The organism is Microcystis sp. M083S1 (genome assembly GCF_020246405.1).
Taxonomy (GTDB): Bacteria; Cyanobacteriota; Cyanobacteriia; order Cyanobacteriales; family Microcystaceae; genus Microcystis; species Microcystis aeruginosa_C.
The window spans coordinates 1-8,329 of the sequence record NZ_JADBTB010000131.1 but is presented as its reverse complement, the minus strand read 5'-3'; the positions used below and the strand labels follow the sequence as shown (position 1 = coordinate 8,329).

The 8,329-nt window shown below is 42.3% G+C and carries 11 protein-coding genes and 1 tRNA gene; 2 read left to right on the top strand and 10 right to left on the bottom strand.

Annotated elements, in window-relative coordinates:
* Window positions 1-141: 141 nt before the first annotated feature.
* The 4 genes from IM450_RS13155 to IM450_RS13140 form a co-directional block, all read right to left on the bottom strand.
* Window positions 142-423: a hemolysin XhlA family protein gene (locus IM450_RS13155; RefSeq protein ID WP_002800934.1), complete on the bottom strand. Its 282-nt coding sequence runs from the start codon at window positions 421-423 to the stop codon at window positions 142-144.
* Window positions 424-654: 231 nt separating this feature from the next.
* A complete protein-coding gene (locus IM450_RS13150; protein WP_002751511.1) occupies window positions 655-1,002 on the bottom strand; it encodes an HVO_A0114 family putative DNA-binding protein in 348 nt (115 codons plus the stop codon).
* Window positions 983-1,279, bottom strand: coding sequence for a toxin-antitoxin system TumE family protein (locus IM450_RS13145; RefSeq protein WP_002751505.1), 297 nt, complete (start codon window positions 1,277-1,279; stop codon window positions 983-985). Before IM450_RS13145 ends, IM450_RS13150 begins: the two co-directional genes overlap by 20 nt.
* 146 nt (window positions 1,280-1,425) lie before the next feature.
* A complete protein-coding gene (locus IM450_RS13140; RefSeq protein ID WP_002800933.1) occupies window positions 1,426-1,581 on the bottom strand; it encodes a hypothetical protein in 156 nt (51 codons plus the stop codon).
* A gap of 405 nt (window positions 1,582-1,986) precedes the next feature.
* Here IM450_RS13140 and IM450_RS13135 point away from each other — a divergent pair, with 405 nt between their 5' ends.
* Complete coding sequence (locus IM450_RS13135; protein ID WP_002759175.1) at window positions 1,987-2,394, top strand: GxxExxY protein; 408 nt, start codon at window positions 1,987-1,989, stop codon at window positions 2,392-2,394.
* A gap of 148 nt (window positions 2,395-2,542) precedes the next feature.
* Here the strand turns inward: IM450_RS13135 and IM450_RS13130 are convergent, their stop codons facing one another.
* From IM450_RS13130 to IM450_RS13120, 3 genes are all read right to left on the bottom strand, one after another.
* Entirely contained in the window at window positions 2,543-5,065 is a 2,523-nt protein-coding gene (locus tag IM450_RS13130; RefSeq protein ID WP_287666830.1) for a glycogen/starch/alpha-glucan phosphorylase, read from the bottom strand.
* Window positions 5,066-5,264: 199 nt separating this feature from the next.
* Window positions 5,265-5,567, bottom strand: a complete 303-nt coding sequence (locus tag IM450_RS13125; RefSeq protein WP_002800929.1) for an RNA recognition motif domain-containing protein — start codon at window positions 5,565-5,567, stop codon at window positions 5,265-5,267.
* A 221-nt stretch (window positions 5,568-5,788) separates the two neighbouring features.
* Window positions 5,789-6,043, bottom strand: a complete 255-nt coding sequence (locus IM450_RS13120; RefSeq protein ID WP_287666827.1) for a DUF3493 domain-containing protein — start codon at window positions 6,041-6,043, stop codon at window positions 5,789-5,791.
* A 59-nt stretch (window positions 6,044-6,102) separates the two neighbouring features.
* Here IM450_RS13120 and IM450_RS13115 point away from each other — a divergent pair.
* Window positions 6,103-6,174 (top strand) — tRNA-Thr (locus IM450_RS13115).
* A gap of 204 nt (window positions 6,175-6,378) precedes the next feature.
* Here IM450_RS13115 and IM450_RS13110 read toward each other — a convergent pair.
* The 3 genes from IM450_RS13110 to IM450_RS13100 form a co-directional block, all read right to left on the bottom strand.
* Window positions 6,379-6,882, bottom strand: a complete 504-nt coding sequence (locus IM450_RS13110; protein WP_043997712.1) for a hypothetical protein — start codon at window positions 6,880-6,882, stop codon at window positions 6,379-6,381.
* A 39-nt stretch (window positions 6,883-6,921) separates the two neighbouring features.
* Window positions 6,922-7,878, bottom strand: coding sequence for a DUF4351 domain-containing protein (locus IM450_RS13105; protein ID WP_287666824.1), 957 nt, complete (start codon window positions 7,876-7,878; stop codon window positions 6,922-6,924).
* 253 nt (window positions 7,879-8,131) lie between these two features.
* Window positions 8,132-8,329 (bottom strand): zinc ribbon domain-containing protein (locus IM450_RS13100; RefSeq protein ID WP_287666821.1); only part of this gene is annotated, 198 nt, incomplete at its 5' end.

Here is an 8,329-nt window from a genome sequence, read left to right as displayed (position 1 = left end):
TTTTAATCCATTTATCTAGTTCCTCGATATCTTTTTTGATTTTCTGAGCCTTGTCCATAATTAAAGTTATTAAAACATTGACTTAGATTATAGCATTTTTTTCAGAAATTGGTTTCCACGTCTCAAATGTAAATGCTATATTTACGATTGAGGAGGAAAAGGAATAATAATGTAGCGAATGACCGTTCCTAGTAAAGCCGTTCCCAAAATTCCGATTAACGTCCAAATCTGGGCCTTTTGAGAGCCTTTCAATTCTTTGGTATCTTCTTTCACCCTCTCAATATCCTTGTCTAAAGCATCGACCTTTTCTTCTAATCTAGCTTGTCCAACCTCTAAATTAGTGAGGCGACTATTAATATTTTCTAGTTTCTGATTAATTTCACCTAAAACTTCTTTAATATCTTGTTCAATAGTAACTGACATCTGATGATTCTCCTAATAATTATCGGAATATAGGCACGACTATCACTATTTTATAGCTGGTTATAATTAAATTAAAAATGGATTTTAGGTTCGATCCCCCCTGCCCCCCTTAATCCCCCCTTGATAAGGGGGGTGTCTGACAACTTTTAACGCCTCCCTACTTACCTTTGAGAATGATAATACTTTTGGTTCATGTGTCCTCTTTATTCGCGATCGCTACTAATCCGGCGATCAAACGGCTTGCAACATGAATTCAACCTTGATCGCTTCAAACGGGAACTCTACGCTCCCATCTGCTACACGGCTCAGAATACCGACATTTAAAAGTGCCGTAATATCTCCATGTACTGCTTTAACATCCCGATGGACTCGCCTCGCCGCCTCACGGATAGAAATGGGGCCAGCACCGCACATAGCTTTGAGGAGTTCCCACCGCTTGGCAGTCAGAACTTTCCAGAGAAGTTCGGGGGTAGCAAAACTGATACGAACTTCTTTTTCTGCTCGACCAGTTTTCATCGCTTGAACGGCATCGGCAAGGGTGTCAGTCAAGGAGCGAACTTCAAGAACGACCGTGTTCATAATTCCACCTCAAAATGTCAGAGTTGAAGTCGGCCATCAATTGGTCTGGCGAAGAGAAAGCATAAAGAGACTCCACACCATCGAAATGACGGTGATCGCCTTTACCGCGTTCGTTATCATATCGCAACACACATTTGCCGTTGACTATGTAAGCGAGACGATATTTGTAAGGATGCTCCGATGGCAGAACTGGTTGGGGAACACGCCAGACAGTGACTTCTGCGAATGCGTCTGGGGCCAAGATGACGCGACGACGAATGAGCGCGGTAGCCTTCATGTTGGATATACTAACAACACCTTAGCCTGTTGTCAATGTCCCCAACAGTTAAAAACGCCTCATATTCTTCTATATTTCTCGCTTGAGGGTTGAGATATTGCCCAAAGTGTTGTGTTAAATCAATCTGCATGGTTATTGTATCCTTATTATTCTAACCCTGTTGCATAGTTTTCCATCATCTGCAAAAATTCGGGGTCAATCAATTCCTGATTAGCTTGCAGGATATTGGGTTCCTCACCATTAGCACAAGTGAGCAACTGTTCAATTAAATTAACATAAGCTTGGGCGCGTTGTTCATTCATCGTCTTAACTATGATTTTTGTGATTGTGTGATGGACTATGATTCTTTTCGAGAGAGCGACCCCATGATGTGATATAAGACAATAAATACGGTTCTTCGGTTTGTCTTATGCAACGTACAGGATTATAAGGAATGAAACTCTTATAGAGAAAGACATTTGGCGATTTTTGTCAATTGTTTTTGATCTAGAGCGAACTAATCAATTAAGTCTCTTGCCAGATAAGGATTTAGTCGATTTATGCTCCCCTATCGAACCATACCAAGTAACGAAGAGCCATAAATACTCATGATTGTCAAAGATAACCTAATTATAGTCGCTCATTAAATCATTCTAATCATAGTTTTGACATTGAATTATCAAAGACAATCTAATCAAAATCCTCACTTCATCATCTAAATCCTAGCCATGACTTTTATTAATCCCCAATACCCTGAAAGTGAACTAACAGGTAAAATTATTGGTTGTGCAATGGAAGTTCACCGTATCTTAGGAAATGGTTTTCAAGAAGTAATTTATCAACGTGCTTTGGCAAAAGAAATGAACCTACAGGGATTATCTTTTTCGAGAGAACACGAAATGCCGATCTTTTATAAAGATGATCAAATAGGTACAAGACGAGTTGACTTTTTTGTTGAAGGTAAAGTGATGGTAGAATTAAAAGCCGTTATTCAACTTGAAGACGTTCACTTAGCACAAGCTATCAATTATCTCGAAGCTTATGGGTTAGATATTGGATTATTGCTTAATTTTGGAAATATCAGTTTACAGTTTAAAAGAGTTCACAAGCCGAAAAGAAAACCTAACTATAACTAGAAATAATTGAAGTGTATAAAACTTAAAATCCTAGTCCATCAAACAATCATAAAAATCATAGTTTAGACGTTTTCATCAAGCATTTTTGGGGGCTACGGTTCCAGAATTCGGGCTAGTCAAAGACTAAACCCGAACTTGACCGAGTTTTTTAATCCTCTAAACTAATCTTGACCGGATTAACTTTCCAAATCTCTTGACAATATTCCCAGATTGTGCGATCGCTAGAGAATTTTGCCATACGAACCGAGTTAAGAATCGACATCCGCGTCCACTTGTCCCGATCGCGATAAGCTTCACTTACCTGTTCCTGACAATCAGCGTAGGATTGATAATCAGCTAAAAGCATATACTGGTCATCGTAGAGGAGAGAATCAACGATCGGCCTGAATAATTCCTGGTCACCATGGCTAAAATAACCACTCTTAATTCGATCGATCACTCCCTTCAATTCGCGATTATTTTTGTAATAGCTCATCGGTTCATAACCGTGGGCTTTCTTAGCATAAACTTCTTCTGCTGTCAAGCCAAAAAGGAAGAAATTTTCTGCCCCTGCTTCCTCGCGAATTTCGATATTAGCGCCGTCCAGAGTCCCGATGGTGAGGGAGCCATTCATGGCAAACTTCATATTACCGGTTCCGGAAGCTTCCTTACCCGCCGTAGAAATCTGTTCGGAAAGATCCGCCGCCGGATAGATGCGTTGACCCAAAGAAACGTTAAAGTTAGGCAGGAAAACCACTTTTAAACGACCTCTGACATCAGGATCCTTATTCACAATTTCAGCCACAGCATTAGTTAACTTAATAATTAACTTCGCCATAAAGTAGCCGGGGGCTGCCTTACCACCAAAGATAAAAGTGCGCGGCACGATATCGATCTGAGGGTTCTGTTTAATGCGATTATAAAGGGCGATAATGTGCAGAACTGCCAGATGTTGGCGTTTGTATTCGTGAATCCGTTTTACCTGCACATCGAAAATCGAATTAACATCCACCTCGATATTGCGGGTTTTCAGCATATAAGCCGCTAAATCGGCCTTATTCGCCTGTTTAATTTCATACCAACGCTGACGAAATTCGGGATCATCAAGGTATTGTTCCAGTTTTCGCAATTCCTTCAGGTCTTTTAACCAATTATCGCCGATTTTTTCGGTAAATAGTGCCGATAATTGGGGATTGCTCAATAAAATCCACCGGCGCGGGGTGACACCATTGGTTTTATTGTAGAATTTTTCCGGCCAGAGCATGGCAAACTCTTTCAGGGTGTCTTTTTGCAGTAACTCGGTGTGTAAGGCAGCGACTCCATTAATCGAGTGACTACCCACACAGGCTAAATTAGCCATGCGAATTTGTTTATTACCCCAACCAGCTTCTTCAACTATCGACAATTTGCCCAATAACTCCTCGTTATCGGGAAACCAAGTCCGCACATCCTCAAGGAAAAAGTGATTGATCAGGTAGATAATTTCTAGATGTCGGGGCAGCAATTTCCCGATCAGATCCGCCGACCAACGTTCTAGGGCTTCCGGCAATAGGGTATGATTGGTATAAGCGAAGGTTTTTTGGGTAATTGTCCAAGCTTTTGACCATTCTAAGCCGTTTTCATCCACTAACAAACGCATTAACTCAGCGATCGCAATGGCGGGGTGAGTATCGTTTAGTTGAATAGCGGCGGTTTCGTGGAAGTTTTGCAGATTTTTGTGGCTTTTTAGGTGAATGCGAATTAAATCTTGCAGGGAAGCGGCCACAAAAAAGTATTGTTGGGCGAGACGTAATTCGCGACCGGCGGGGGTATTATCGTTGGGATAAAGGACTTTAGAAATGGTTTCCGCGTCCATTTTTTCGGCCACGGATTGATCGTATAACCCGGCGTTAAAAGCCTCAAAATTAAACGATTCACTCGCTTCTGCCTTCCAGAGACGCAAAGCGTTAACCGTGTTGGTTTTGTAACCCGGGACGGGGGTATCGTGGGGAATGGCTAAAACCCGACGTTCCGGCAGCCATTGTACCCGTTCCTGTCCCTTATCATCGTGATAGATTTCCGTCCGGCCACCCAGTTTTACTTCCACACTTTCATCGGGACGGGGTAATTCCCAAGGATTGCCGAAGCGTAACCAGTTATCGGGGATTTCCACCTGCCAACCGTCTTGGATCATTTGATGGAAAATGCCAAATTCGTAGCGGATACCGTAACCGATAGCGGGAATTTCTAGGGAAGCGAGGGAATCGAGGAAACAAGCCGCTAAACGCCCTAAACCGCCGTTTCCGAGGCCGGGATCCGGTTCCTGTTCGATAATTTCCTCAAAATCAAGACCTAATTCCTCGATCGTCTCTTTGATTAGGTCGTAAATACCCAAATTAGCGAGATTATTGCCTAAATACCGCCCCATGAGAAATTCGGCGGAGAAATAGCAGACGAGTTTAACTTTTTCTTGTTTGTAGGTGTCGGTGGATTTCAGAAAACGACGCAGGAGGCGATCGCGAACGGTGTAGGCAAGGGCGACATAGTAATTGTAGGGACTGGCATTAGTGCGGTTAACCCCTTGCAAATAAAACAGATTGTCCAGAAAAGCCCGTTTTAGGGTTTCGGGACTCATGCCCGTGCGATCATCTTCGACTAAAGTGGGGCATTGAAGTGCTTCAGTCCCATCAGCTAGGGTGTAGGTTGTCTCCATCGGTTTTTGTTGTCCATATATTCGGGAGTCGATCGCCGATCAGATTCTGATGACGATATCCTTTATAGTTTACTTGTTACCTTTTGGAGAGACTCAGACATTTAGATTTCTATTGGTTTTGAGCGTATCTGCGATCGCAATTGCCGATAAAAAAAGGGTGAACCCTGTTCACCCTCCGACAATTATTCACAAAAAAAGCTTAATAGCGTTTTTTTCTGTCACCACCACCACCATTGAAGGGCGCACGCTCTGTGCGCTCTTCACGCTCGCGGGCCTGGTTAACTTTAATTGCTCGTCCCATCCAGTCAGCACCATCCAGTGCCTCAATCGCAGCGGCTTCCTCGGCTTTACTTTCCATTTCCACGAAGGCGAAACCGCGTTTGCGCTGTGTATCGCGATCCACGGGAATATGAACCCTTTTAACCTTGCCGTACTCTGCAAAGACGTCGACCAGATCTTCTTGGGAAATCTCGTAAGAGAGATTACCAACAAAAATAGACATAATACTTGAATCCTCGATCAATACTCGAAACGGTGTGGAGACACAAAATTCAGGGAGAAGCCGAACAATACTAAAGTAAAAGACTTACCGAATTAATACTGAAAACGAACTTGAACACTAATCTTGACTCTCCCTCCGATCATAACACGAAAAGACTAGAGTTAATGTTAACTTTTATTCTCCGGGAGAAGAGACTGTTTTGGCCATCGGCCGCTACTCCCTCAACCGCCAGCTTTTTTCTCCCGACGAAATAACCAAATCATCAGGGCCACCACCCCGATTTGTAGGGCAAAATTGGGTAAGGCGGTGGCTACGTCCCTACCTGCCGCTAATTGGGCTAGAAAAACCACCGCACCAATAAAACCAGAAGCACCTAAACCGAGATAGATAAACTGCCGCAGACCTCGGTAGGGATTAGCCGCTTCCTCTTTCAAGCGGGCGTATTTTTGGGGATCGAGTCGAGTGGATTTGCTCATAAAAAAATTTTTCTAGCTGTGTATCTATTGTCCGTGATATAATCGGGAATTGGCAATGTGCCGATGTAGCTCAGTGGTAGAGTAGTTGATTCGTAATCAATTGGTCGTGGGTTCAAATCCCATCATCGGCTTGGGGTTTTACCTCCCGGAAGTTGACTAAGAAATACCGAACTCCGGCTGAATAAATCCAAAAAGCTTGTTGGATAAGACTTTTAGACTTTTTGGCCATCCAAAAGTGCCGGACCCTGTATTGATCGGAATGGGCAAAACCCCACACCCTACACCCCGCACCCTACACCCTGCTCCCAACAACCAACTTTTCCAGCAAACCCTAGTTACTGAAGAAAAGGTTGAATAATTTCTGCGATCGCTTGACGTTGGCAATCGTCATATCCCCAGCGCTCTAGAAAGGCTTGATATTCTCCTTGTTCCCTGTTTAAACTGGTGGCTAATTGTTGTAATTTTTCCCCCAGTTCTGGCGATAATAACTGCTTAATTAGTTGACCAGTTTTTTCCTGGACTCTCTCAGAACCTCGGGCGTTTTCTTCATCTCCTTGCTTGCGATGATAGATAACCATTGCCGTGGACATAGCCAGATTTTTGACTAATAATTCATTCACTAATATCGGGGAAGTTTTTAAAGCAGTGATTACTTCTAAACTAGGATATTCAGTATAGGATAAATCGCTGGTTAAGTAAGTGACAAAAAATCCTCTGGCTCCATTTTCTGTCGAGACTAACTCAGTAAGTTTTTGAGTGATTGTGTTGGCATCTAAAAACTCAATTTGAGTTAGTAAATCTTGAGTTTGTTGGATAGCATTTTCAAAGCTTATACTCATACCCATACCTGGCCTTCTCTGAAGTTTAAAAGAAAAATACTAAGCATCTAAAACATTTAACCAATTAGTTAAATCCTCCACTGTCGAAAAATCAAATAAAGCTTCCCCCGCTCGTTCCAGATCATCAATATTCAAGGTCATAATCCGACTCTCTATATCCACATCAATAGCTCCTAACTTACGTTTAATCAGACGGACAATTAGATTTCTTTCTCTTGCTAAACCCTGTTCTAAACCCTGTTCTAAACCCTGTTCTAAACCCTGTTCTAAACCGCGACGCATCCAACTGGTGGTAATCTGCATAACTCCCTCCTGTTCGGGTTGAATAAATGTGCTAATCTCCTGTTGAAATTCTATCTCCTCGGACGAGTTGAGATTGAGATAGGTATCGACAAAACCTGAAATCAATTGCATTCTAGCGGCATCTAATCTTAATGTTACCAATAATCTTAGACATTGTGCCTTAACTTTTGCCCTATCCCGAGGGGCAATTTTCATCTTGGCCATCAAAGCGGCGGCGACGGGATTAGCTTGATTGAGAAAATCTCGCCAATGCAAGCGATTTAACTGGACAACTTGATAGTTAAATTCTAACACTTTTAAGTCAGGAAAATCAATTTTGTATTGACGAATTGCTTCTTTTTGTGGACGCTCATAGGAAAATATGACAATCGGATAAACTGGTAAGGCAAATTTTTGATGCAGACGAGCGAAATAATTAAACATTCGCCGATTAAATTCCGGTTGAGAGCTAGACTGTGCTTCTAGATGAATTAAGAAAAATGATGATTGTCCCCGAAATTGAACTTGGGCGACTAAATCACTTTCATACTTTTCTCCTTCCGTGACATCGGTAAAGACTTCTTTGTCTAAAAATGTGATCTGATTAGGCTCTAAATAATTAATAACCGCGGGGAAAAACAACTGAATAAATTCAACAAAAAAAGTCGAAATTAATTCCTTAAATAAACGATCATGGTCAATAATATTATTCATACATAAGTAGTTATCCTAATGGTGAGGTAGAAAGTTTTCCTTTTGGGGAGTCGGTCGCCGGCCGTCGATATCAAAATTAGGTTACACTTCATCTTGAGGATAAAGGCGGTCAATTACTCGTTAAGACTACACCAGAACAGGGAGCTGCGGAGAAGAAGTCCGAGCATTTGTACTAAAATATCTAATAGACGGCTAACTGCTATATTTTCTGTTGACATCCTCACCGCCGTAAACGGACGGCGATTCCCAAACCTCACGATTTAGGTTTCTGCTTCTTTCCCATTCGGGGTTCCGCACCTGCCGCCCCAGTTTTACTCTGTTCTGGTCTTATGGTCGCTCTACAGACTGACACCGCAAGCCCTGCGGCCAAAATGTTTTTACTAGCGTTAACATCTCGGTCATGGTGAGTCCCACAGTCTGGACAATCCCACTCTCGAATATTTAACGGCAT